The following is a 23,785-nucleotide window of genomic DNA, read 5'->3' as shown; positions in this document are numbered from 1 at the left end:
ATGGTCAGGCGAGGGCCTCGGCGACGACGGCACGAGCATCCGCTGCGCTCGTCTGCGCCAGTGTGCGTGCGGCCAGACCGCGGGCCTGCTCGAGGGTGACCTTGGCGAGCGTGGCCCGCACGTCGGCGAGCGCGCCGGGCGACATGGAGAGGTCTTCTGCGCCGAGCCCGACCAGCACGACGGCCATCAGCGGGTCGGATGCTGCCTCACCGCACACGCCGACGGGCGTGCCCGATGCGCGGCCGGCATCCCCGATCATCTTGATCAGGCGGAGCACGGCGGGATGCCAGGGATTCTGGTATTGCGCGACGGATCCGAGCATTCGGTCGGCGGCCAGCGCGTACTGCGTGAGGTCGTTCGTGCCGATGCTGACGAAGTCGCACAGGGGCACGAGCTGGTCGGCGAGCACCGCCGCGGAGGGGACCTCTACCGTGATGCCCACTGTGCTCAGTTCGAGTGAGCGGGCGAGCTCCACGAAGTAGGCCGTCTCGGCGACGTCCGCGACCATCGGTGCCATCACCCACAGGTCGGCGCCGGTGTCTTCCTGGGCGCCGGCGAGCGCCGCGAGCTGGTCGCGCAGCACGCCCTCGTGCTCTCGCAGGGCACGGATGCCTCTGCGCCCGAGCGCGGGATTCTCCTCGTGCGTGTGTCCGAGGAAGGCGAGCTGCTTGTCGGCGCCGGCATCCAGCACACGCACCACGACCTTGCGACCCCTGAACGCGGCCATGAGGTCGCGGTAGCGGGACCGCTGGAGGTCGACGGGCGGCGCTTTGCGGGCATCCAGGTAGAGGAACTCGGTGCGGAACAGTCCGACGCCCTCGGCTCCGAGCGCGACGGCCGGCGCGGCCTCCTCCGGGGCGCCGACGTTGGCCAGGAGCGGAACGGGTGTGCCGTCCGCCAGCGCGCCGGGGGTCAGAGGGCGGGGGGCCGCGACGTTGCCGCCCCGCTCCGCGGCGGCGGCGACGGACTGCTCATCCGGATCGATCACCACCCGGCCGTGTTCGGCGTCGACGATCACCGTCTGGCCGTTGACGATGGCGTCGCTGCCCGCGGCTCCGACGACGGCGACGAGGTTCTTGTTGCGGGCGAGGATGGCCGTGTGCGACGAGTTGCTGCCGTCGCGTGTGACTACCCCGAGCACCTTGCTGAGGTCGAGAGTGGCCGTGTCGGCCGGCGCGAGGTCGTGCGCCACGAGCACGAACGGTGCGTCAGAGCGCGGAACCGTGGGGAGGGCGACTCCGCGCAGCCTAGCGATCACACGCCTGGCGACGTCGCGCACGTCGGCGCCGCGAGCCGCGGGGTTCTCGCCCAGGCCCTCGAGCACCTTCGCGTACTCCTCGTAGGCCTCGAAAACGGCGCGTTCGGCGGTCTTGCCGTCGCCGATCCGCTGCCGGATGTCATCCACCACCGCCGGATCCTGCGCCATCAGCGACTGCGCCTCGAGGATCTCCTCGGCGTCACCGCCGGCCTGGTGCCCGAGCTCGACGAGTTCGCCCGTCACCGCCTCCAACGACAAGACGACCCGGCGGTATTCGTCGGATGCCTCCGCGTGAGACTCCACGTCGTCGGGCTCGCCGATCGGGTCGGGCATGCGCAGGGCGGGGCCGACGGCGACGCCGCGGCCAACGCCGATGCCCGCGATCTGGATCGACACGGGTCCCAGCCTATGCCGCGCGCCGTGGAGCTATAAGCGACGATCCGGTGGATCGTCGCCGCTCGCTCCCATCGCCGACCTTCGATCGCCCGTAGGCTGAGGCCGTGGCGCGGCGGAACGCGAAGTCGACGGATGCTCCGCCCGGGGGACGCGGGACGGGCGCGGGAGCCGGGGCACAGGCATCCGTTGTCGCTCATCCGGATCCAGCCGAGCACGCCCGCATCGAGCGGCTCCGCGCTGAGGCCCAGCACGAGCGGGAACAACTCACGGAACGGCTGGAGGAGTTCGCCGACCCGCTGCGCGACAGGTTGGCCAGGCCCGTGCGGAAGGTCAACCGCTGGTGGCGCTGGGTCACCGCGCTGAAGCCGTACCGGGTGTGGATCCAGTTCTCGCACAACGACGGCAATCTCCGCACGGCGGGCATGTCGTACCAGTCGCTGTTCGCGATCTTCGCCGCACTCTGGGTGGGCTTCTCCATCGCCGGATATTGGCTCACGAGCAACACGGACCTCTTCCGGGCGCTCGTGAAGATCATCAACGAGGCCGTGCCAGGCCTGATCGGGACCGACGGGCACGAGGGCGTGATCAGCCAGGATGCGCTTCAATCGCTCGGTACGACCTTCGGCTGGACGAGCATCATCGCGCTCATCGGCTTGCTCTGGACCGCGATCGCCTGGCTGTACTACACCCGCCAGGCCGTGCGGGCGATGTTCGACCTCGAGCGCGACGAACGCAACTACGCCCTGCAGAAGATCACCGATCTCGGCCTGGCGATCGTGTTCGGTGTGGTGCTCATCGTTTCGGCATCCATCACCCTGATCACCACCGAGGCGATCACGTTCGTGCTCGGCCTGTTCGGCATCGACAGCGGCTTCTGGCCGAACTTCTTCGCCCGGGTGGTCGGCTTCGCGGTCTCGATCGCACTGAACTATTTCGTGCTCGTGGCGATGTACCGCGTGCTCTCCCGCGTGATCATCCCGTGGCGGTTCCTCGTGCTCGGTCCGCTGCTCGGTGCTGTCGCGCTCAGCGGTCTCAGCGTTCTGGGCGGCCTGCTGATCGGTGGCGTCACCCGCAACCCGTTGCTGGCGACGTTCGCCGTGTTCGTCGGGCTCTTGCTGTGGTTCAACATGATCTGCCGGATGATCTTGCTCTCCGCGGCATGGATCGCGGTCGGGATGTCCGACCACCGCATCGAGCCGCGAAGACGCACGCAGGAGCAGCTCGCCTATGAGAAGGCGCTGGCCGAATGGTCGGCGAGGCTGCTGGTCGCCCAGACCGGGGTGGAGGACGCCGAGCGGAAGGCTGCGACAGCCCGAGGTCTGGCCAAGTGGTTCGCGAACCGGGCGGTGCGCGACGCACGCCAGCGGCTGGAACACACCGCCCGCGAACCAGCGCCGACGCCGCCGAAGAAGCGCAGCTGGTGGATGGACACCGCCGACGGCAAGGCGGAGCGGCCGGAGGCCGTCGACGATCACCGCACGAAGGATGTCGGCGGCCCCGGCTAATCTTTTACGCATGCCTTCCCGCCGCACGCTCCGCATCGCCACGGTCAACGTCAACGGCATTCGAGCCGCATTCCGGCGCGGAATGGGCGCGTGGCTCGACAAGCGCGGTGTGGACATCCTCGCTCTGCAGGAGGTGCGCGCCACCACTGACGACCTGACCGGCCTGCTCGGTGAGGAGTGGGATGTGCTGCACGATGCGGCCACCGCGAAGGGGCGAGCCGGGGTTGCGCTGGCGAGCCGGGGCAAGGCATCCATTCACCGTGTCGAACTCGGCGACGAGGACTTCGACACCGCCGGGCGCTGGCTCGAGGCGGACTACGAGGTCGACGGAAGCATCGTCACGGTGGTGAGCGCATACGTGCCCTCCGGAGAGGCGGGCACCGAGAAGCAGGTCTACAAGTACCGGTTCCTCGACGCGATGGATGCCCGCATGAAGGCACTGCCCGAGCACAACGAGCTGGCCGCAGTGATGGGCGACCTCAACATCGGCCACCGCACCCTCGACATCAAGAACTGGAAGGGCAACGTGAAACGCGCCGGGTTCCTGCCGGAGGAGCGCGCGTACCTGGACAAGATCCTCGGTGCGGAAGACGACGAGCACTACAACGACGGCGCCGGGTACGGCTGGGTCGACGTCGGCCGCAAGTGGGCCGGTGAGGTCGACGGCCCGTACAGCTGGTGGACCTGGCGTGGCCAGGCGTTCGACAACGACACCGGGTGGCGCATCGACTACCAGCTCGCGACGCCGAAGCTCGCCGGCAAGGTCGTGGACTACCACGTCGACCGGGCGCCGTCGTACGCGGAACGATGGTCGGATCACACCCCCGTCGTCGTCGACTACGCGCTCTGAAGACAGCACCACACGTAAGGAACCCATGAGCAAGCCACGCCTTTTCTCCGGCATCCAGCCGTCGAGCGATTCGTTGCACCTCGGCAACTACATCGGCGCGCTGCTGCAGTGGCGTGAGCTGCAGAGCAGCCACGACGCGTTCTTCTGCGTCGTCGACCTGCACGCCATCACGGTACCGCAGGACCCGAAGGAACTGGCGGAGAAGACCCGGCGCACGGCCGCTCAGTACATCGCCGCCGGCATCGACCCGACGGCTTCGACGCTGTTCGTGCAGTCGCACGTGCCCGCGCACGCCGAACTCGCCTGGGTGCTGAACACCATCACGGGGTTCGGCGAGGCCGGGCGCATGACGCAGTTCAAAGACAAGTCCTCGCGGTACGGCACGGACTCGACCAGCGTCGGCCTGTTCACGTATCCGGTGCTGATGGCTGCGGACATCCTGCTCTACGACGCCGTGGACGTGCCGGTCGGCGACGACCAGCGGCAGCACGTCGAGCTCACCCGCGACCTGGCGGAGCGCTTCAACTCGCGATTCGGTGAGACGTTCGTGGTGCCGCGGGCGATCATCCAGAAGGACAGCGCCCGCATCTACGACCTGCAGAGTCCGACGTCGAAGATGTCGAAATCGTCCGATTCGGTGGCCGGGCTCATCCTGCTGCTCGACGAGCCGAGCGTCACACGCAAGAAGATCATGCGCGCGGTGACCGATACGGACTCCGTCGTGCGCTTCGACCGGGGGGAGAAGCCCGGCGTCTCCAACCTCCTGGCGATCTACGCGGCGCTCAGCGAACAGAGCATCGGGGCGGTCGCTAACGAGTACGACGGGCGCGGCTACGGCGACCTGAAGAAGGGGCTCGCGGAGGTCGTGATCGGCGAGTTCGAGCCGGTACGTGCGCGCGCTCTCGAGCTGCTCGGCGACCCGGCGGAGCTGGACCGACTGCTGGCGGCGAACGCACAGCGGGCATCCGAGGTTGCCGAGGCGACACTGGCGAAGGCGTACGAGCGGGTCGGATTCCTGCGTCGCGTGCGGCTCTGACGAGACGGATGCCTGCTGCGACGAGCACCCGTGCCGTGCTCTTCGACCTCGACGACACGCTGTTCGCGCACCGAGACGCGGTCGAGCGCGGTCTGCTGGCGTATGTGCGCGGGCTCGGACATCCGTACGATGCGTCGGACGCCGACGCCGAGACCGCGTTCTGGCGCCGCCTCGAGGAGCAGCACTACCACCGGTATCTCGGCGGCGAGCTCAGCCACGAGGAGCAGCGGCGGGCGAGGGCGCGGGAGTATGCGGCGCGGCACGGCGTGACGCTCACGCCGGAGGCGGCCGCTGCATGGTTCTCGGACTACTTCGAGCACTACACGGACGAGTGGGGCCTGTTCGACGACGCGCTCCCCTGCCTCGACTCCCTTCGTGCCCGGTTGCCCGGTGTGCGTCTCGGTATCGTCACGAACGGCGAGCTGGACTACCAGCTGCGCAAGATCGACGCGATCGGCATCCGGGATCGATTCGATGCGATCGTGGCCTCGGGCGACGTAGGCATCACGAAGCCGGACGTGCGCATCTTCCAGCTGGCGTGTACCCGGCTCGAAGTGGAGCCGGAGCAGGCCGCGTATGTGGGCGACCGGCTCGGCACCGATGCGATCGGCGCGGCCCGCGCGGGCCTCACCGGCGTGTGGATCGATCGGTATGGCGCCGAGGTGTCCGAGTCCGAACACGCAGCGGCCGAGCAGCTCGGCGTGGCGCGCATCACCGGCCTCCCGGCGTTGCCCGCCGCGCTGGACCTCTGACGGATCATCTGCCTGCCCTATTCCCGCATTCGCATCGCGTCCTCAGGTTCGTAACTCCTGCGAATTGGTCTGGGCACTGCGCTTCGCGTCCTGGATATCCGGATCTGGCGGAAGGCAAGGCCATTCTGCAGGAGTTACGAACCCAGCAGAGGGCGAGCGTCGGGCGAATCGGCAATTCGGCTACCGCTTCAGCAGGGCGACCAAGCGTTCGATGGCTGCGCTCACCAGTTCAGGCTGCTCCATCGTGTGCTGGTACGCCGGCCTGAGCGACGCGTAGCCGAGACGCGCCGCTTGAAGGTCTCGCTCACGGTCTCGTACATGTAGCGACCAGCCGTCATGATGAGCACGGCTGTCCGCTTCGAGTACGAGCACGTCTTCGACCACGATGTCGACCCGGCCAAGGCCGTCCAAGTGAACTTGAATCTCGTAGCGCAGCCCAAGGCCCTCGACGATGAGACGCAAGACAGTTTCCTGTCCTGCCTCGGCAAGGGGATTGAGTCGTGATCGCATCCACGCGTAGCACTGCGGCAGCCGAGCGAATAGCTCGGCGATCGCGTCCTCATCGATCAGGCCGAGGTGCCATGCGTTGTCGATCGATGCGATCGCGAGGGACGACTGCTGACAGCGAACGACGTGTGCAAGAGCATCTAGAAGCCCTACGCGATGATCGTCACCTGCTGTGGAGACTATGAGCGGCTGCCAGTGCAGAACAGCTCCGCCGCGGTTCTCCTTCGTCAGGCGCTGACGTTTCTCGTCGGGCGCCCGTAGCCGACTCGCGGCTCGGCTCAGGTGGACGTGCGGTGCACGAGGTTTCACCGCAAAAACACCATAGCTCCTCAGCGCCGAGACGCAGGTGAGCCGGCCGCCTATGCGAACCGCTGAACGGCCGTCCGCGTCAAGCGATGGAAGGCAATAGTGATCGCGCCGAGGGCGGCGTAGAGCGCCGCCGCGAACGGCGGCGGTCAGCGAGCGACTGGTCGCACCCAAGCCGATGAGTTCTGCTCGACTCAGCACGTCTCGGCCCGTCATTCGGAACGCGTCATCCCAACCCATCGCGCCAGCTTTGACGGGCGAACGACATGGTGGCTCGCGACGAAGCAGAACTGTGAAAACAACCGCCGGAGATACCGCTGGGGAGGACAAGAGTAAGCGACCCGCGCGATGCGCCCACGCCATCCCACCGTTCGTAACTCCTGCAGATCCTCAACTGCACAGGCGCAGACTCGCCAGTTGCCGCCTCCTTGCCGACAATCTGCAGGAGTTACGAACCGGTGGACTGGGCGTGCCGGCGAGTGACCCCAGGGGCGGTTGGGCCCGGGCGACGGCGCCGGCCCCGCGTCGCCGAGTGACGTGGGAATACGGCGGCCGAGCACGCGTTGGTAGCATGTAGGCAGTGCTCCGGGGTCGGTGAGAGTCCGAACCGGCGGTGAAAGTCCGCGAGCCGAGGCGTCAGTCGTTGTGTGAAAGCAACAGCGGGCGGCGAGGTTGAGCCGGTGGAATCCCGGCACCGACGGTGATGTCGCTTTGAGCTTCGGCTGCTTCGGCAGTGGAAGCCCAACGCGACAGAGTCCGGATGGGAGGCAGCACACGCACGGTTGCGTCAGCATCCGTGCCGTCGGCATGTATCCGAGGAAACCCCGGGGTCCGCCCACCGCCAGATAGGCGGAGCAGGACAGACGGAGACCGGGATGACCGACATCGGGTTCGAGGCGCAGAGCTTCGAGGCGCCGATGCGCCGCGCGCTCGAACTGGCCGCTCTCGGTCCTGCACGCGGGGTGAACCCCCGGGTCGGATGCGTCATTCTCTCCCCCGGCGGCGAGGTGCTGGCCGAAGGCTGGCACCGCGGGGCCGGCACGCCCCATGCGGAGGTCGACGCACTGTCGAAGCTCACGCCGGAGCAGGCATCCGGAGCGACGGCCGTCGTCTCCCTCGAGCCCTGCAACCACACCGGCCGCACCGGGCCGTGCAGTGAAGCACTCATCGGCGCCGGCATCGCGCGCGTGGTCTACGCCGTCGACGACCCGGGTCACGCCTCGCACGGCGGTGCGAAGCGGCTGCGCGAGGCCGGCGTCGAGGTCATCGCCGGTGTCGAAGCGGATGCCGCGACGCGGCTCCTGCAGGACTGGCTCGTGGCCGCGCGCCTCGGCCGCCCGTACGTCACGCTGAAGTGGGCGAGCAGCCTGGACGGCCGCGTCGCCGCATCCGACGGCACCAGCAGGTGGATCACGGGCTCCGCGGCGCGGCAGCACGTGCACGAACGGCGAGCGGCATCCGACGCGATCATCGTCGGTACCGGGACGGTGTTCACCGACGACCCGAGTCTCACGGCTCGCGGCGACGCGGGCGAGCTGCTGTCGCACCAGCCGGTACCGGTCGTGCTCGGCGACCGCGTTGTGCCGGACGACGCGGCCGTGCGGCGGCATCCGAATCCACCGATCTTCCTGTCCGGTCACGATCTCGCCCGCGCGCTCTTCGAGTTGCGGGAGCGCGGAGTGCGCACCGCCTATGTCGAGGCCGGGCCGATGCTGGCCAGCGCCTTCGTGCGCGAGGGGCTCGTCGACGAGTTCCACGTCTACCTGGCTCCCACGCTGTTGGGTGGCCCTCGCACTGCCCTCGACGAGATCGGCGTGCACTCCATCGCGGAGCAACGAGATCTGTGCCTGCACGGCCTTCAGCGGCTCGGCAACGACCTGCTCGTCGTGGCGACCAACCCTGCAGCACGCACGCTCAATCCGCGGCACGTCGACGACGCGACGCAGCAGGCGCGGCCCGACCGCACGCGCTTCCCCGAACCGCCAACCCCCGAACTGCCCACCCCCGAACTGCCCACCCAAGGAGCGTGAGGATGTTCACTGGAATCATCGAAGAACTCGGCGTGATCACGGCCGTCGAACGCGGTGCCGACGCGGCACGCATCACGGTGCGCGGCCCACTCGCCGTGCAGGGCGCCCGGCACGGCGACTCGATCGCCGTGAGCGGTGTCTGCCTCACCGTCATCGACCAGACGGAGGACTCCTTCACCGCCGACGTGATGGCCGAGACGCTTGCCGTGAGCACGCTCGACGACGCGGCAGCGGGCATCCCGGTCAACCTGGAACGCGCCGCACTCGTCGGCGATCGGCTCGGCGGACACATCGTGCAGGGCCACGTCGACAGCATTTCGACCGTTCTGGCCGTGACGCCGGGTGAGGCGTGGCGAGTGGTGCGATTCAGTCTCTCCCCCGAGATCGCCTCCCTCGTCACACGCAAGGGATCCATCGCGGTCGACGGTGTCTCACTCACCGTCTCCGCCGTGAGCGACCCAGGCGCCCCGCAGCAGTGGTTCGAGGTTTCCCTCATCCCGGAGACCCTCGCGGCGACCACCCTGGGCGGCAGGGAGGTGGGCGATCGGGTGAACGTCGAGACGGACATCCTGGCGAGGCATGTCGAGCGGATGCTCGCACTCGAGCAGGCATCCCCCCGGCACCGCGTCTCCGATGAACGTCGCGACGCAGATACGAGTCGCGTCTCCGGTGCGAACCGGGACACCGCTGTGAGGAGCGAAGCATGACACTGGCGACGATCCCCGAGGCGCTGGAGTCTCTGCGCGCCGGACGACCGGTACTGGTAGCAGACAACGAGAGCCGCGAGAACGAGGGCGACATCGTGCTCGCCGCCGAGACCGCGTCGCAGGAATGGGTTGCCTGGCTGGTGCGGCACTCCTCCGGCTTCATCTGCGCACCGCTGACTAACGAGCTCGCAGACAAGCTCGAGCTCCCGGTCATGGTCGTGGACAACGAGGACTCCAGGGGCACCAACTACACGATCACGGTCGACGCCGCAGACCGGCTCTCCACCGGCATCAGCGCGGCGGACCGCGCGCACACGCTCCGCGTGCTCGCGGACCCGTCGTCAACCGCTCGCAGCCTGCATCGCCCCGGCCACATCGTTCCGCTGCGGGCCGTCGACGGCGGAGTGCGGGAGCGCGACGGGCACACCGAGGCAACGGTCGACCTCTTGAAGCTCGCCGGCATGACACCGGTCGGCGCGATCGGTGAGGTCGTCGCCGACGACGGCGAGATGATGCGCCTGCCCGAGCTGATCGAATTCGGCGCTCGCGAGAACGTGCCGGTCATCACGATCGAGGCGCTGATCGCCTACCTGCAGGAGTTCCACTGCGACACGCCTCTCGAGGCAGTCGCCCCGGTTCCCGAGAGCTCGCGCGTCATCTTCGAGGTCGAGACCACCATTCCGACGACGCACGGGCCGTTCCGGGTGCGCGCCTACCGCGACCGCATGACCGGTGCCGACCACGTCGCGATCATCGCGGGCGAACCCCGCGAATCCGGGTCGCTCGTGCGGGTGCACTCCGAGTGCCTGACAGGCGAGGCGTTCGGCTCCCTGAAGTGCGAGTGCGGTCCGCAGCTGGATGCCGCACTCGACACGATCCAGCGGGACGGCGGAGTGGTGATCTACCTGCGCGGCCATGAGGGCCGAGGCATCGGCCTGATCAACAAGCTGCGCGCGTACCGGCTGCAGGAGGACGGGCTCGACACCCTCGACGCCAACCTCGCGCTCGGACTGCCGATCGACGCACGGGACTACGGCGCGGCATCCGCGATCCTCTCGGATCTGGGGATGCATTCCGTGCGGTTGCTCACGAACAACCCCGACAAGGTCAACCAGCTCAACGAGCACGGCGTCGTCGTCGAGGAGCGGGTGCCGCTCGTCGTCGGCCTCGGTGCGCTGAACGAGCAGTACCTCAAGACGAAACGCGACCGGCTGGGACACCTTCTGCCCGTCACGGACGCCGAGTTGCGTGACCTGGACGGCGCTTTCGAACAGGATGCCGCCGCCTCCGATGACGAACTGATCGCACACCACGTCGCTACGAAGACGATTCCGACCCCCGAGCAGAAAGGCGCGACCCGATGAGCGGAGCCGGCGCACCCGACCACGAGACCCTGAACGCCGAGGGCCTGCGGGTGGTGGTGATCGCGGGAACGTGGCACGAGGCTATCGGCGACGGACTCGTCGCGGGGGCCGAACGCGAGCTCACGGCATCAGGAGCCGACTGGAAGCTGGTGCGGGTTCCCGGCAGCTTCGAGCTGCCGGTGGTGAGCAAGGCTGCACTGGATGCCGGCGCCGACGCGGTCGTGGCACTCGGCGTGATCATCCGCGGGGGGACTCCGCACTTCGAGTACGTCTCGTCGGCGGCCACCGATGGACTCACCCGGGTTGCGCTGGACACCGGGAAACCCGTCGGATTCGGCGTGCTCACGCTCGACGACGAGCAGCAGGGCCTCGATCGCGCCGGGCTGCCCGGCTCGAAGGAGGACAAGGGCGCGGAGGCCGCGCACGCCGCGATCGCCACCGCGATCGCCCTGCGGGAGCTGCGGCAAGGAACCTGAGAGCCGCGCTTATGCTGAGCATGTGAGCAACGCGCGCAAGTTCGTTCTCTGGGTCGGTGGGGCGGTGGTCGCGGTCGCGATCGTCGTCGTCATCGTGATCGTCGTCGCACGCCCGGGTGCCTGGAACGGCACGTTGACCTCGGTCGCATACAGCCAGTCGCAGGCGGAGCCGAACTTCGACGACTCGACCCGCACCACGACAGACGCCGACCGGCTCGCGGCCCTGCAGCGGGTACTGCACGACGACGGATGGCATCCGGGCGACGCAAGGCAGGCATCCGGCAACGGTTGCGCCGGTGGGGTCACCACGCACCTCGCCATGCGGCTCGGCGACGGGTCGTCTGCGAAGCTCGACACCTACCAGTGCGGCAACAGCAACGACCGCCTGACCGCCGACGTCACGCGGCTCGTCTCGTCGTGGCGCGCCGCGGACTGAGCCGTCAAGGCTTCCAGACCATGAGCACGACGACGGCGAGGAGCAGCAGGCTGGAGATGCCGCTCGTGGCGGCCAGCGGACCATAGCCGCCGTTCGCCGCCGGCGGGGCGGGCTTGGCGGCCGGGTCCTCCTCTTCCACGGCCTCCTCGCCCTCGATCGCGTCTGCGGCGCGCCGCATCGCGGGCACGACCACGAACAGGGTGAGACCCAGCGCGATGACGTACAGAACGATGGACAGCCAGATCCACGTCGACGAGATGCTCGTGTGGTACTTGGGGTCCGAGGTGCCGAGAGCACCGAATCCGAAGATGAAGACCGCGAGCGACAGCAGGCTGAACACATTCGTCGACCGCGCCAGTGTTCGCACCTGGTTCGGGGAGCCTGCCCTGATCGCACGCATCGCGGTCATCGGAAGAATGGCCATCGGTCCGACGATGAAGACCGCCGCCGCCACATGCAGGATGCCCAGAATCACGTTCGCCACGTCCATGGCTCCAGACTATCGGCAGGTGTGAGTTCGCTGAACGTGCACGCCGAGCGGTAGAGAAGCGGTGTCTGTCAGTCGAGGAAAAGGGCGCGGAGCCGCCTGGTGGTCAGGATCATGCCGAGCACGGCCATGACCACGAGGTACAGCACGTGCCATAAGACGCCTGCGCCGACCGCGCCCGTCGTCAGCGAGCGCACGAGGTCGACGCTCTGCCACAGCGGCAGTGCCTGGATCACCACCTGCACACCCTGCGGGTAGACCGACAGCGGGTAGAACGTGCCGGAGAGCAGGAACATCGGCAGCATGACGAAGTTGATGATGTCCATCTGCTGGAACGATTTCATGTAGCTCGTGATACCCATGCCGAAGCTGGCGAACGCGAAGGCCACCAGCAGCACTGCGGGCAACGCCAGCAGCGCCCACCACGACAGGTTCAGCCCGACGAATTGCATGACGATCATGAACGCGACGGCGTAGCCTGCGCCTCGCAGCAGGGCGAGGGCGATCTCGCCGAACGCCACGTCGAGCGGACCGAGCGAAGTGGCGAGCATCCCTTCGTAGAGCCTGGCGAAGCGGATCTTGAAGAACACGTTCCAGGTGGAGTCGTACACGGCGCCGTTCATCGCGGCGGTCGCCAGCAGCGCCGGCGCGATGAACGCGGCGTACGAGATGTGCCTTCCATCACCGGCCGACACCGTGCCGACGAATGCGCCGAGCCCGATGCCGAGCGACAGCAGGTAGAACACCGGCTCGAAGACGCCGGAGACCACGACCAGCCAGTTCGTCGACTTGGTGGCCAGCCATCCGCGGTACACGACGGACCGCGCGTTGCCCGCGTACAGCGATCCGACCCCTCTGCGGCGGCCGGATACCTGCACGGGCGCCTCGACATCGACGCCGGTCATGTGTAGAGCCTCCGCCTCGCGATACGGCGGGCGAGCAGCCAGCTGGGCACGAACAGCACGAGCAGGTAGAGGACGTGCACGACGATCAGCCACGGCGGCACCTGAGCACCGTAGGAGACGATCCTCGCCAGTTGCGTGCCGTGCCAGATGGGCGAGAGCCAGCCGATCCATTGCAGGTAGATCGGCATCGACGTCAGCGGGAAGAACGTGCCCGAGAACAGTGTCAGCGGCAGCAGCACGAAGCGCATCAGCATGGCGATCTGCCCCGAGTCCGTCTGAATGGTGGCGACGTACGCCATGATCGGAGCACCGAAGGCGAGCCCGACGAGCGTGGCGATGAGCACGCCGAGGAACGCCGTGCCCGACGGCGTCGCACCGAACAGCTGCATGAACAGCCAGTAGACGACGCTCGAGGCGACCAGGCGCACGACGACGGAGATCACCATGCCGTCGATGATCTGCCCCGGAGTGATCGGCGATGCGCTGATGCCGAGGAACGTGGGATTCCACTTGAACCCGAGCATGACCGGGTAGGTGAACTCCTCGGAGGCCACGGTGACCGCCGCCGTACAGAGCAGCGCGGGCGCGACGAACTGCAGGTAGCTCACGCCGTCGACCGCATGCGGCCCGAGGTTTGCGCTCACGAGGGCCCCGAGGCCGATCCCCATCGCGAACAGGTACAGCAGCGGCGTCCCTACGGCGCCGATGAGAACGGTGGAGACGTAGGAACGCATCACGCGCAGGCGGTGCTCCGCCACATACCATGCACCGAACCGGCGCGGCTTTCGTGCGCTGCTCTCAAGCGCCCCCTGCGCTGTCTCGACGGCGGTCATTCGATCAGCGACCTTCCGGTCAGCCGCAGGAAGACATCCTCCAGGCTGGAACGGCGCACGAGCGAGGTGAGCGGACGGATGCCCGCCTCGGTGAGCCGCGCCAGCTCGGCCTCGCCGTCGGCCGTGTACACGAGAACACGGTCGGGAAGTGCTTCCACCCGGTCGCCGGCATCCTGCAGCCGCTCCGCCATCTCGGCGTTGCGGTCGGCACCGAAGCGCAGCTCGAGTACCTCGCGCGTCGAGTACTCCCTGATCAGTGAGGCCGGAGTGCCCTCGGCCATGATCGTGCCCTTGTCGACGACGATCAGACGGTCGCAGAGCTGCTCCGCCTCGTCCATGTAGTGGGTGGTGAGCACGAGGGTTGTGCCCTGTTCCTTGAGCCTGAACAGCCGATCCCACAGGATGTGCCTCGCCTGCGGGTCGAGTCCCGTCGTCGGCTCGTCGAGCAGCAGGATGCGCGGATCGTTCATGAGACCGCGCGCAATCGTGAGCCGGCGCTTCATGCCTCCGGAGAGGTCGGTGACCTTCGCCTTCGCCTTGTCTTGCAGTTGTGCGAACGCGAGCAGGTCGTCTGCCTTCGTCTTCACCTTCGCCATCGGCAGCCCGAAGTAGCGACCGTAGACGACGAGGTTCTCACGCACCCGGAGTTCTTCGTCGAGGTTGTCGGACTGCGGTACGACGCCCAGTTGCGACCGGATCTCCGGCCCGAACCGGTCGGGGTCGAGGCCGAGGATCTCCAGCCGTCCGCTCGTGCGCGTGGAGACCGCGCCGATCATGCGCATCGTCGTCGACTTGCCCGCCCCGTTCGGGCCGAGCAGGCCGAAGGACTCCCCCGGCGCCACCTCGAAGCTGATGCCGCCGACGGCAGTCACCTCCCCGTACTGCTTGACGAGGTCGGATGCGACGATCACCGGCGAAGACACGCTCACCAACGTAACGCGCACGGGTGACAGTGGCGCGGGGTTCCTGCAGGCGGCGTTGGTACCCTTTTCGCCGCCACCCCCGATTCGGAGTCCCTCATGAGCTCACCCGCCACCACGCGCCGCCGGTTCGGCCGTCCGGAGAAGGACGACGGCCCCCGCGCCACCTTCGGGCAGCTGCTGCCCTACATCTTCGAGCACAAGGCATCCATGACGGTGGTCGTCGTGCTCAGTGTGCTCGGCGCGGCCGCCAGCCTCGCCCAGCCGCTGCTGGTCAGCCAGGTGATCGGGATCGTGCAGGGTGGAAAGGCGCTCGGCGGCCTGGTCTGGGCACTCGTCGCCCTGGTCGTCATCTCGGGACTGATCTCGGGATACCAGCACTACCTGCTGCAGCGCACCGGCGAGAGCGTCGTGCTCTCCTCGCGCAAGCGTCTCGTCGCCCGCATGCTGAACCTGCCGATCAGCGAGTTCGATGCGCGCCGCACCGGTGACCTCGTCTCCCGTGTCGGCAGCGACACGACCCTGCTGCGCGCCGTTCTGACGCAGGGCCTCGTCGAGGCGATCGGGGGCACGCTCACGTTCATCGGCGCGCTGATCGCGATGCTCATCATCGACCCCGTGCTGCTCGGCCTCACGGTTCTCGTGATCGCGGTCTCGATCGCTGTGGTCGTGCTGCTGTCCGGACGCATCCGCGTCGCCAGCCGCAAGGCGCAGGAGCGGGTCGGCGACCTGGCGGCATCCGTCGAGCGGGCCATCAGCTCGGTGCGCACGATCCGCGCCGCCGGAGCCACCGATCGCGAGATCGAGGGCGTCGAAGAGGATGCCGCGGGCGCCTATCGCATGGGCGTGAAGGTCGCGAAGATCTCGGCGCTCGTCGTTCCGGTGGCCGGCATCGCGATGCAGGTGTCGTTCCTCGTGGTGCTCGGCGTCGGCGGATACCGCGTCGCTTCCGGCGCCATCACCGTGGCGAACCTCGTGGCGTTCATCCTGTTCCTGTTCATGATGATCCTGCCGCTCGGGCAGGCGTTCGGCGCGTTCACGTCGGTGAACTCGGCGCTCGGCGCGCTCGGGCGCATCCAGGAGATCGTCGACCTGCCGAGCGAGGACGCGAGCGACCTGCCGCCCGAGCAGCGTGCCGTGATGGTCGGACCTGCGAATGCCGCCGTGAATCCGGATGCCCCGGCGATCGCCTTCGACGACGTGCGGTTCGCGTACCCCGACGCGGTCGTCGCGGCCCGGAGCTCGCGCGACGACGTCAAGGATGCAGAGAAGTCGGCAGAAGGCGCATCCGGGCGCGAACGAGGTCGACGCGCCGCGCCCGTGGCCGAGGACGCACTCGAGGCGTTCGAGGGACGCGACGTCGTCGCGGAGGCGGAAGCCGTCGCGGGCGGCGTCTCGGTGACCGGACTGACGGCATCCGATACCAGCGTTCCGGAGGAGGGCGTGCTGCATGGCGTGAGCTTCGCGGCTCCGCGCGGCAAGCGCACCGCGCTCGTCGGCCCGTCCGGGGCCGGCAAGAGCACGATCCTCGCACTGATCGAGCGGTTCTACGACCCGGAGAGTGGCGTGATCTCGATGGGCGGCCTGGACATCCGCACGCTCGACCGCACGGAGCTGCGTGCGCAGATCGGCTACGTGGAGCAGGATGCGCCGGTGCTGGCCGGTTCGATCCGCGACAACCTCACGCTCGCGACGCCGAACGCGACCGACGCGCAATGCATCGACGTGCTGCACGCGGTGAACCTCACCGAGGTACTGGAGCGCAGCCCGCTCGGCCTGGACGCGCCGGTCGGCGAGGACGGCGTCATGCTCTCGGGCGGCGAGCGCCAGCGGCTCGCGATCGGCCGGGCGCTGCTGGCCGCACCGCCCATCCTGCTGCTCGACGAGTCCACCTCGAGTCTGGACGGCCGCAATGAACAGCTCATGCGCGACGCGATCGACGCTGTCGCGGAGAACCGCACGCTGATCGTCATCGCGCACCGCCTCTCGACCGTGGTCGACTCCGATCAGATCGTGGTGCTCGAGAAGGGACGCGTCGTGGGTGTCGGCACGCACTCGGAGCTCGTGGAGTCCACGCCGCTGTACCGGGAGCTGGCGAAGCACCAGCTGCTGGTGTGACGCCCTATTCGACGGCTTCCGCCGACAGGCGGGACGCCGCGGTCACCATGTGGGCGGCCATCGCGGATGCCGCGGCGTCGTCGTCTGAGGACTGGATGGCGCGGAAGATCCGGTCGTGCTCCACGACCGCCGCCTCGGCCTCGTCCTCGCTCGACACCGCGCGATCCGCATAGACCTGGAGAAGCGATCGCACGACGTGCAGCATGTCGATGAGCGCCGCGTTCCCCGCCGCGTTCGCGAGGCCCTGATGGAACTCGCGGTCGGCTGCGGCGAACTTCTTCAGGTCGTGCGTCGCCACGCGCATCCGCTCGAGCTGAGCGGACAGCGCTGCCTTGGCCGCATCGTCAGCGCGGATGGCGGCCAGTCGCGCCACGTAGATCTCCAGCCCTGAGCGCAGCTCGAGAAGCTCGCCGGTGTTGCGCTCGCCGATCAGCAGACCCCAGCGAAGGGTCTGCGGCAGCAATTCGCTCGCCGTACCACGCAGGTAGGTGCCCGAGCCGGGCCTCACGTCGACGATGCCGAGGATCTCCAGTGCGGCGAGCGCCTCCCTGACCGCCGAGCGTCCGACGCCGAGGCTTTCGGAGAGCTGTCGCTCCGGCGGGAGTCGAGTTCCCGGTTCGATCGACCCACTCGTGAAGAGCTCGAGCAGCCGACGCGCGACCTCGGAGACCGGCGTTCCGCTGGGCAGCTGGCCGAGCGCCGCAGCGATGTCGACGGCGGATCCATCGGAATACGCGGGCATGCGAACAACCTAACAGCGGTCCTGCAGCTGGATGGAAGCAAGCGCGCTCGCCTTGCAATTGGTCAACCGGTTTGTCACACTGGGAATGGCGGACGGCGCCTGCCGTACCTCACGACCACCGCCGCTTCCAGGAGTCAATGTGGACCAGAACCAGCTCGACACCTCGCCCGTAGCGCGCTCCGCGATCCGCAAGGTCGCTGTTCGTCTCGTGCCTTTCGTCGCCCTGATGTTCTTCATCAACTACCTCGACCGCACCGCGATCGGCTTCGCGGCGCCCAACGGCATGAACGGCGACCTCGCACTGTCGGCCGCCCAGTTCGGCTTCGCATCGGGCGTGTTCTTCGTGGGCTACATCCTGCTCGAGGTGCCGTCGAACATCGCACTGCACAAGTTCGGGGCGCGCCGCTGGCTCGCCCGCATCATGGTGAGCTGGGGCATCGTCGCCTTGCTCTTCACCTGGGTTCAGAACTTCGAGCAGCTGACCCTACTGCGTTTCCTCCTCGGCGTGGCCGAGGCCGGGTTCTTCCCCGGAGCCATCCTCTTCCTCAGCCTCTGGGTTCCCTCGCAGTATCGCGGGCGCATCCTCATGCTCTTCTACCTGGCGCAGCCGCTCACGACGGTCATCGGTGCTCCTCTCGCGGGCTGGCTCATCGGGCAGCACGGCGTCTTCTTCGGCCTCGAGGGATGGCGCTTCATGTACTTCGGCGTCGCCATCCCGGCGATCGTGATCGGCGTCATCGCCTGGTTCTACCTCAAAGACAAGCCGGCCGACGCCAAGTGGCTCACCCCGGCCGAGCAGACCTGGCTCACCGACGCACTGCAAAAGGAGAAGGTCGCGACGGAGGCGAGGGAGAAGCATCCGTCGATCCGCATGGCCTTCTCCAGCGGACGCGTCTGGCTGCTGTCGTTCATCTACTTCGGGTTCATTTACGGCCTTTACGCACTGGCCTTCTTCCTGCCGACCATCATCGGGGGCTTCCAGGAGGAGTTCGGCACCTCGTTCGACGTCTTCCAGAAGGGCCTCATCACCGCCATCCCCTATCTGCCCGCCGCGATCGTCATGTACTTCTGGTCACGTGATGCCTCGAGGCGCGGGCTGAAGACCTGGCACATTGTCGTACCGGCGATCGCCGGCGCGGTGTCTATCCCCTTGGCGCTCTTCACCGGCTCCCCCGCGGCCACGATCGCGGTCATCACGGTCACGGCGTGCGCCATCTTCGCCGCCCTGCCCAACTTCTGGACGCTCCCGACGCGGTTCCTCACCGGCGTCGCTGCGGCAGCGGGCGTCGCGCTCATCAACACCATCGGCAACCTGGCGGGCTTCAGCGCGCCGTACATCACTGGCCTCCTGGCCGACCTGACCAAGAACGGCAAGGGCGAGCCGCAGTACGTCGTTCCGATGATCGTGGTGGGCGCGTTCATGCTGCTGTCGGCCGTGCTCATGGTGCTGCTGGCACGCAGCGGCAGGCAGCGGGATGCCGTACCCGCCGCTGCCGACCTGGAGACGGCTGCGTCATGACCAGGCTCTGGAACGACCCCGCCGACTTCACCGACGAGCTGATCGCCGGCTTCGTCGCGGCGAACGCGCGGTACGTGCGGCGGGTGCCGGGCGGCGTGGTGCGTTCGACCGTCGTCCCGGACGGCCAGGTAGCCGTCGTGATCGGCGGTGGCTCCGGCCACTACCCGGCGTTCGGCGGACTGGTCGGGCAGGGTCTCGCGCACGGCGCGGCGATGGGCAACCTGTTCGCGTCGCCGTCGGCCCAGCAGGTGGCATCCGTCGCCAGCGCCGCGGATGCCGGTGCCGGCGTGCTCTACAGCTACGGCAATTACGCGGGAGACGTGCTCAACTTCGACGCGGCGCAGGAGCGCCTCCGTTCCGAAGGGATCGCGTGCGAGACGGTCACGGTGACCGACGACGTCTCGTCGGCACCGGCATCCGAACGGCACAAGCGTCGCGGCATCGCGGGCGATCTGACCGTGTTCCGCGCCGCCGCAGCCGCCGCGGAGGCTGGGTACGACCTCGCCGAAGTGGCGCGCGTCGCACGACTGGCCAACGAGCGCACCCGGTCGTTCGGCGTGGCCTTCACCGGATGCACCCTGCCGGGCGCTGAAGCGCCGCTGTTCAGTGTTCCGGAGGGGCGGATGGCCGTGGGCCTCGGTATCCACGGCGAGCCCGGGATCGATGAGACGGACATCCCGACCGCCGACGGCCTCGCCGAGTTGCTCGTGGCCCGGCTGCTGGCCGAGCGGCCGGACGGCGCGGACGGACGGGTCGTGCCGATCCTGAACGGGCTCGGATCACTGAAATACGAGGAGCTGTTCGTCGTCTACCGCCGCATCGCCGAACTCCTCGGCGACGCGGGGCTGGAGATCGTCGACCCGCACGTGGGCGAGTACTGCACCTCGTTCGACATGGCGGGAACCTCGCTGACCCTGTACTGGCTGAACGATGAGCTCGCCCGACTGTGGGAGACGCCCGTGGACACGCCCGCGTATCGCCGCGGTGCGGTCGCACCCCGCGCGCAACGCGCGACCGAGGACCGGGCCGTCGATGAACAAGAGGCCGTCCCTCCCGCCGACGACGCCTCCCGGGAGTGCGCCGCCACCGTTCGGACCGTGCTGGAGACGATCGTCACGACGATCGACGCGAACGCGGACGAGCTCGGCCGCATCGATGCGATCGCCGGCGACGGCGATCACGGCATCGGAATGCAGCGCGGCGCCCATGCTGCCCTGGCCGCCGCCACCGCGGCCGTCGAGGCTGGAGCCGGAGCCGGCACGGCCCTGAGCCGGGCAGCCGATGCGTGGGCCGATCGGGCGGGTGGGACCTCCGGCGCGCTGTGGGGCGTCATCCTGAACTCCGTCGCCGCCCGGCTGGGCGACAACGGGACGCCGGCTCCGAGCGACATTGTCGCCGGAGTCGCCGCGAGCGCCTCCGGCGTGATGGCGTATGGCAAGGCTGAAATCGGTGACAAGACCATGGTCGATGCGCTGGTTCCGTTCGCCAGGGAGCTGAATGCTGGGGTCGGAGCCGGGGAGACCCTGCCCGATGCCTGGCGCGATGCCGCGAACTTCGCCACGTGCTCTGCCGCCGCCACAGCCGACCTCCTGCCGCGCATGGGACGAGCCCGCACGCACGGTGAGCACGCTCTCGGCGTTCCGGACCCGGGCGCCCACTCCCTCGCGCTGATCGCGACCGCGATCGGCGATGTACTCCGTGACCGCGACCGGAAGGAAGGTGACCGATGAGCAAGTCCAGCACCACGAACGAGCCCCTGCGCATCGTCGTCGGAGCCGACGATGCCGGCTTCGACTACAAGGAGATCCTGAAGCGCGACCTCGAGGGCAACCCGGGCGTCGCATCCGTTGTGGACGTAGGGGTGGATGCCGACGGTCACACCCCGTACCCGAAGGTCGCGATCGCCGCGGCGGAGTTGGTGGCCGCCGGCGAGGCCGACCGTGCCCTGCTGATCTGCGGAACCGGGCTCGGAGTCGCGATCTCCGCGAACAAGGTGCCCGGCATCCGTGCCGTCACTGCGCACGACTCGTTCTCGGTGGAGCGCTCCGTGCTCTCCAACAACGCGCAGGTGCTCACGATGGGTCAGCGAGTCGTGGGCATCGAGCTCGCCCGCCGGCTCGTGCGCGAGTGGCTCACGTACCGGTTCGACACGTCGTCGGCCTCTGCCGACAAGGTGGCCGTGCTCACGGAGTACGAGTCGACGGGAAGCTGCTGAGCGGATGCGACGGGTTACGGTGGGGGTCAGCCTGAAGGCGTACTTCGGGCGGCAGCAGGCACGCGACTGGTTCGACGACGTCGCCGGGCGCGTTCGAAGCCACGCCGCCGTGCGTGACGGACTCGTCGAGATGTTCGTCATCCCCAGCTACCTGCAGATCGACGATGCCCTCGCCGCCTTCGCCGGGACGGGCGTCGCCGTCGGCGCGCAGGATGTCTCTGCGCATCCTCGCGGCGCGTATACCGGCGAGATCACGGCCGCCGAACTCGCGGAGACCGGCGTCACCTGCGTCGAGGTCGGCCACGCGGAACGGCGCCGGCTCTTCGGCGAGACCGACGAGGTCGTGGCGGCGAAGGCCGCTGCCGCCCTGTCCGCGGGGCTCGTTCCCGTGCTGTGCGTCGGCGAGACGGAACGAGCGGATGCCCGCACCGCGGCCACCACGACCGTCGCCCAGCTGCGCGCCGACCTCGAACCCGCCCCGGCCGGCCCTGTCGTCGTGGCGTACGAACCGGTGTGGGCGATCGGTGCACCAGAACCGGCCGACCCGGACCACATCAGCACCGTCACTCGCGCGCTCATGGCGGAACTCGACGAACCGGCAAGGGCCGAGAGCGTCGTCATCTACGGCGGATCCGCCGGGCCCGGCCTGCTCGCCCGGCTCGGCGACGACGTCGACGGCCTCTTCCTCGGCCGGTTCGCCCATGACCCCGATGCGCTGGTCGCCGTCATCGACGAGGCGGCCGCGCTCTCCGAAGGCAGGAGCGCCGCGTGATCGGCCTGGGCACATACGCCTTCTTCTGGCAGCACTCGGACCGCGCCCCGGAGCCGCTCTCGCTCGTCGGCGCCTTCGAGGCGACCCGCGAACTCGGCGTCGAGCTGTTTCAGATCTGCGACTACGCACCGCTGGAGACGATGTCCGAGCGCGAGATCGCGAACGCCGCCGCGGCGGCACGGGATCTTGGTCTGACGGTCCAGCTCGGCACGAAGGGTGTCGACACCGAGCGGCTCGACCGCTACCTCCGGCTGGCGAACGCGTTCGATGCCGTGCTCGTGCGCAGCATGCTGTTCGGCCCGGACTCCCGGCCCTCGGCCGCCGAAGCCGCTGAGCAGCTCAGGCGAGTGCTGCCGTCTTACGAGGCATCCGGAGTCTCGCTCGCGCTGGAGACTTACGAACAGGTCGCGACCGCGGAGCTCGTCTCGCTCGTCGAGGGGATCGGCAGCCCGCGCCTCGGCATCTGCCTCGACCCAGCCAACGTGGTCGCTCGGCTTGAACTTCCCCGCGAGTGCGTCGAGCTCACGGCGCCGCACGTGAACAACGTGCATGCCAAGGACTTCGCGTTCGACCGTCAGCCCGGCTGGGTCGGATTCACCTACTCCGGCGCGCCGCTGGGAGCCGGGCTGCACGACTATCCGCACCTGCTGCGCACGGTAAGGCCGCGAGACCGCGGTATCGACGAGATCGTCGAGCACTGGCTGCCCTGGCAGGGCGACGCCGAGACCACCATCCGAACCGAGCGGGACTGGACCCGCACCGCCGTGGAATACCTGAGGAGCACCACATGACCACCACGACCAGCACCCACGCCATCGCCGTCATCGGAGCGGGCGGCAAGATGGGCATGCGGGTGTCGAACAACCTCGCGCGCACCGACCACACGGTCCGGTACGTGGAGAACTCCCCCGCAGGGCAGCAACGCACCCTCGACGCCGGTCGCGAGTTGACGGATGCCCCGACCGCCGTCGCCGACGCCGACATCGTCGTGTTCGCCGTGCCCGACCTCGCTCTGCAGTCGGTGACCGCTGAGCTCGTTCCGCAGATGAAACCGGGCTCGATCGCGCTGACGCTCGACCCCGCCGCCGCGTACGCCGGGCTGCTGACAGAGCGCGACGACGTCGTGCGCGCGGTCGCGCATCCGTGCCACCCGTCGATCTTCCTGAAGCGCACGACGGAGGAGGAGTACGCCGACACGTTCGGCGGCATCGCCGCCCCGCAGGATGCTATCGCCGCCATCGAGTCGGACGACCCGGAGAAGAAGGCGGTGCTGGATGCGACGGTGCGCGCCATCTACGCCCCCGTCGTCGACGTGCACTACGTGACAGTGAAGCAGCTCGCCCAGCTCGAGCCGACGCTCGTCGAGACCGTGGCCTGCATGATCGGCTCGCTCCTCAACGAGGCGCTGCAGGAGGCTGTGAACACGATGGGCGTTCCGGAACAGGCGGCGCGCAGCATCCTCTATGGCCACACCCAGGTCGCCCTCGCGAACGGTCTCCGGGGTGACAATCCCTTCAGCGACGCGTGCCTTATCGCGATGGACTACGGCCGCCAGAGCATCATCAAGGAGGACTGGAAGAAGATCTTCCGCGACGACGAGCTCGACAAGAATCTTGCCAAGATGCTGCACCTCGACCACATCGAGCGCTGA

The 23,785-nt window shown here is 68.4% G+C and carries 23 protein-coding genes and 1 riboswitch; of the genes, 16 read left to right on the top strand and 7 right to left on the bottom strand.

The genetic code is table 11. The features are described from left to right. Positions 1–4 precede the first annotated feature (4 nt). On the bottom strand, positions 5–1,648 hold the full coding sequence (gene ptsP, locus ACYVII_RS03060; RefSeq protein WP_460531838.1) for a phosphoenolpyruvate--protein phosphotransferase: 1,644 nt from the start codon (positions 1,646–1,648) through the stop codon (positions 5–7). 110 nt (positions 1,649–1,758) lie between these two features. Between ptsP and ACYVII_RS03055 the strand changes: the two genes are divergently transcribed. Genes ACYVII_RS03055 through ACYVII_RS03040 form a run of 4 tightly spaced genes read left to right on the top strand, consistent with a single transcriptional unit; the run spans position 1,759 to position 5,797 of the window. After that, positions 1,759–3,159 (top strand): YihY/virulence factor BrkB family protein, encoded by a 1,401-nt coding sequence (locus tag ACYVII_RS03055; protein WP_460530811.1) that lies wholly within the window; start codon positions 1,759–1,761, stop codon positions 3,157–3,159. Positions 3,160–3,169: 10 nt separating this feature from the next. Continuing rightward, positions 3,170–4,009, top strand: coding sequence for an exonuclease/endonuclease/phosphatase family protein (locus ACYVII_RS03050; protein WP_460530808.1), 840 nt, complete (start codon positions 3,170–3,172; stop codon positions 4,007–4,009). Positions 4,010–4,034: 25 nt separating this feature from the next. Further along, positions 4,035–5,045 (top strand): tryptophan--tRNA ligase, encoded by a 1,011-nt coding sequence (gene trpS / locus ACYVII_RS03045; protein ID WP_460530805.1) that lies wholly within the window; start codon positions 4,035–4,037, stop codon positions 5,043–5,045. A gap of 8 nt (positions 5,046–5,053) precedes the next feature. After that, positions 5,054–5,797 (top strand): HAD family hydrolase, encoded by a 744-nt coding sequence (locus tag ACYVII_RS03040; protein ID WP_460530803.1) that lies wholly within the window; start codon positions 5,054–5,056, stop codon positions 5,795–5,797. 180 nt (positions 5,798–5,977) lie between these two features. Here ACYVII_RS03040 and ACYVII_RS03035 read toward each other — a convergent pair whose 3' ends face one another. Next, positions 5,978–6,850, bottom strand: coding sequence for a hypothetical protein (locus ACYVII_RS03035; protein WP_460530800.1), 873 nt, complete (start codon positions 6,848–6,850; stop codon positions 5,978–5,980). A 338-nt stretch (positions 6,851–7,188) separates the two neighbouring features. Beyond that, positions 7,189–7,386, top strand: a riboswitch (FMN riboswitch). A 99-nt stretch (positions 7,387–7,485) separates the two neighbouring features. Between ACYVII_RS03035 and ribD the strand changes: the two genes are divergently transcribed. The 5 genes from ribD to ACYVII_RS03010 are packed head-to-tail and all read left to right on the top strand — an operon-like array spanning position 7,486 to position 11,623. Further along, complete coding sequence (gene ribD, locus ACYVII_RS03030) at positions 7,486–8,640, top strand: bifunctional diaminohydroxyphosphoribosylaminopyrimidine deaminase/5-amino-6-(5-phosphoribosylamino)uracil reductase RibD (RefSeq protein ID WP_460530797.1); 1,155 nt, start codon at positions 7,486–7,488, stop codon at positions 8,638–8,640. Between the two features lie 2 nt (positions 8,641–8,642). Next, positions 8,643–9,347 carry a riboflavin synthase gene (locus ACYVII_RS03025; RefSeq protein WP_460530794.1) on the top strand — a complete coding sequence of 235 codons (705 nt, stop codon included), beginning with the start codon at positions 8,643–8,645 and terminating at the stop codon, positions 9,345–9,347. Next, positions 9,344–10,711, top strand: a complete 1,368-nt coding sequence (gene ribB / locus ACYVII_RS03020; RefSeq protein ID WP_460530791.1) for a bifunctional 3,4-dihydroxy-2-butanone-4-phosphate synthase/GTP cyclohydrolase II — start codon at positions 9,344–9,346, stop codon at positions 10,709–10,711. Before ACYVII_RS03025 ends, ribB begins: the two co-directional genes overlap by 4 nt. After that, positions 10,708–11,187 carry a 6,7-dimethyl-8-ribityllumazine synthase gene (gene ribH / locus ACYVII_RS03015; protein WP_460530788.1) on the top strand — a complete coding sequence of 160 codons (480 nt, stop codon included), beginning with the start codon at positions 10,708–10,710 and terminating at the stop codon, positions 11,185–11,187. The genes ribB and ribH overlap by 4 nt, the downstream gene beginning before the upstream one ends. Positions 11,188–11,209: 22 nt before the next feature. Beyond that, positions 11,210–11,623, top strand: coding sequence for a hypothetical protein (locus tag ACYVII_RS03010; protein ID WP_460530785.1), 414 nt, complete (start codon positions 11,210–11,212; stop codon positions 11,621–11,623). Between the two features lie 4 nt (positions 11,624–11,627). Here ACYVII_RS03010 and ACYVII_RS03005 read toward each other — a convergent pair whose 3' ends face one another. The 4 genes from ACYVII_RS03005 to ACYVII_RS02990 form a co-directional block, all read right to left on the bottom strand. Beyond that, on the bottom strand, positions 11,628–12,113 hold the full coding sequence (locus ACYVII_RS03005) for a DUF2269 family protein (RefSeq protein ID WP_460530782.1): 486 nt from the start codon (positions 12,111–12,113) through the stop codon (positions 11,628–11,630). Positions 12,114–12,181: 68 nt separating this feature from the next. Beyond that, a complete protein-coding gene (locus ACYVII_RS03000) occupies positions 12,182–13,015 on the bottom strand; it encodes an ABC transporter permease (protein WP_460530779.1) in 834 nt (277 codons plus the stop codon). After that, positions 13,012–13,848 carry an ABC transporter permease gene (locus tag ACYVII_RS02995; protein WP_460530776.1) on the bottom strand — a complete coding sequence of 279 codons (837 nt, stop codon included), beginning with the start codon at positions 13,846–13,848 and terminating at the stop codon, positions 13,012–13,014. The genes ACYVII_RS03000 and ACYVII_RS02995 overlap by 4 nt, the downstream gene beginning before the upstream one ends. Continuing rightward, the gene (locus ACYVII_RS02990; protein WP_460530773.1) at positions 13,845–14,771 is read right to left on the bottom strand and encodes an ABC transporter ATP-binding protein; all 927 of its coding nucleotides are present in this window, start codon (positions 14,769–14,771) and stop codon (positions 13,845–13,847) included. The genes ACYVII_RS02995 and ACYVII_RS02990 overlap by 4 nt, the downstream gene beginning before the upstream one ends. Before the next feature lie 96 nt (positions 14,772–14,867). Here ACYVII_RS02990 and ACYVII_RS02985 point away from each other — a divergent pair, with 96 nt between their 5' ends. Then, on the top strand, positions 14,868–16,886 hold the full coding sequence (locus ACYVII_RS02985; protein ID WP_460530770.1) for an ABC transporter ATP-binding protein: 2,019 nt from the start codon (positions 14,868–14,870) through the stop codon (positions 16,884–16,886). Positions 16,887–16,890: 4 nt separating this feature from the next. On the opposite strand, the gene ACYVII_RS02980 is transcribed toward ACYVII_RS02985, so the two are convergent. Further along, positions 16,891–17,628 carry a FadR/GntR family transcriptional regulator gene (locus tag ACYVII_RS02980; RefSeq protein ID WP_460530767.1) on the bottom strand — a complete coding sequence of 246 codons (738 nt, stop codon included), beginning with the start codon at positions 17,626–17,628 and terminating at the stop codon, positions 16,891–16,893. 139 nt (positions 17,629–17,767) lie between these two features. On the opposite strand from ACYVII_RS02980, the gene ACYVII_RS02975 reads away from it, so the two are divergent. Genes ACYVII_RS02975 through ACYVII_RS02950 form a run of 6 tightly spaced genes read left to right on the top strand, consistent with a single transcriptional unit; the run spans position 17,768 to position 23,785 of the window. Next, entirely contained in the window at positions 17,768–19,147 is a 1,380-nt protein-coding gene (locus ACYVII_RS02975) for an MFS transporter (RefSeq protein ID WP_460530764.1), read from the top strand. Then, the gene (locus tag ACYVII_RS02970) at positions 19,144–20,877 is read left to right on the top strand and encodes a dihydroxyacetone kinase family protein (RefSeq protein ID WP_460530762.1); all 1,734 of its coding nucleotides are present in this window, start codon (positions 19,144–19,146) and stop codon (positions 20,875–20,877) included. The genes ACYVII_RS02975 and ACYVII_RS02970 overlap by 4 nt, the downstream gene beginning before the upstream one ends. Continuing rightward, positions 20,874–21,362 carry a ribose-5-phosphate isomerase gene (locus ACYVII_RS02965; protein ID WP_460530759.1) on the top strand — a complete coding sequence of 163 codons (489 nt, stop codon included), beginning with the start codon at positions 20,874–20,876 and terminating at the stop codon, positions 21,360–21,362. The genes ACYVII_RS02970 and ACYVII_RS02965 overlap by 4 nt, the downstream gene beginning before the upstream one ends. A 4-nt stretch (positions 21,363–21,366) precedes the next feature. Continuing rightward, complete coding sequence (locus tag ACYVII_RS02960) at positions 21,367–22,134, top strand: triose-phosphate isomerase family protein (RefSeq protein WP_460530756.1); 768 nt, start codon at positions 21,367–21,369, stop codon at positions 22,132–22,134. Beyond that, complete coding sequence (locus tag ACYVII_RS02955; protein WP_460530753.1) at positions 22,131–22,925, top strand: sugar phosphate isomerase/epimerase family protein; 795 nt, start codon at positions 22,131–22,133, stop codon at positions 22,923–22,925. The genes ACYVII_RS02960 and ACYVII_RS02955 overlap by 4 nt, the downstream gene beginning before the upstream one ends. Further along, positions 22,922–23,785: a phosphogluconate dehydrogenase C-terminal domain-containing protein gene (locus ACYVII_RS02950; protein WP_460530750.1), complete on the top strand. Its 864-nt coding sequence runs from the start codon at positions 22,922–22,924 to the stop codon at positions 23,783–23,785. Before ACYVII_RS02955 ends, ACYVII_RS02950 begins: the two co-directional genes overlap by 4 nt.

The sequence above is a fragment of the Humibacter ginsengiterrae genome (assembly GCF_054780115.1).
This window is presented reverse-complemented; position numbering and strand designations above follow the sequence as displayed.